Here is a 297-nt window from a genome sequence, read left to right on the forward strand (position 1 = left end):
TCCCGCGCCGTCCACGCTCAGCGCGGGCAGGCCGACGGCCCTGCGGTGCCCGGCGAGCGCGTCCAGGCAGGCGCCGAGCGCCGTCCCCCGGCCGGGTGCGGAGGCCGGGTCGGACAGCACCAGGAAGTCCAACGGCCTTCCGGTGGTGGCGAGATGGAGCCGCCAGGCGTCGGCGGCCGGGCCGGCGGCGCCCAGCGGGTCGTCCTCGGCCTCCTCCGGCCCACCGCCGTCCGCCGTACCGTCTGCCGCGCCGGCCGCCGCCTCGGCGCCCGCGAGATGCACCACCCCGGCCAGCGG

At 81.1% G+C, this 297-nt stretch carries 1 protein-coding gene; it reads right to left on the reverse strand.

All coding sequences use genetic code 11. From position 1 onward, the window contains the following. A partial coding sequence (locus VR45_RS36035; protein ID WP_045944141.1) for a hypothetical protein occupies positions 1–297 on the reverse strand: 297 nt, incomplete at both ends.

The organism is Streptomyces sp. NRRL S-495 (assembly GCF_000966955.1).
Lineage (GTDB): Bacteria > Actinomycetota > Actinomycetes > Streptomycetales > Streptomycetaceae > Kitasatospora > Kitasatospora purpeofusca.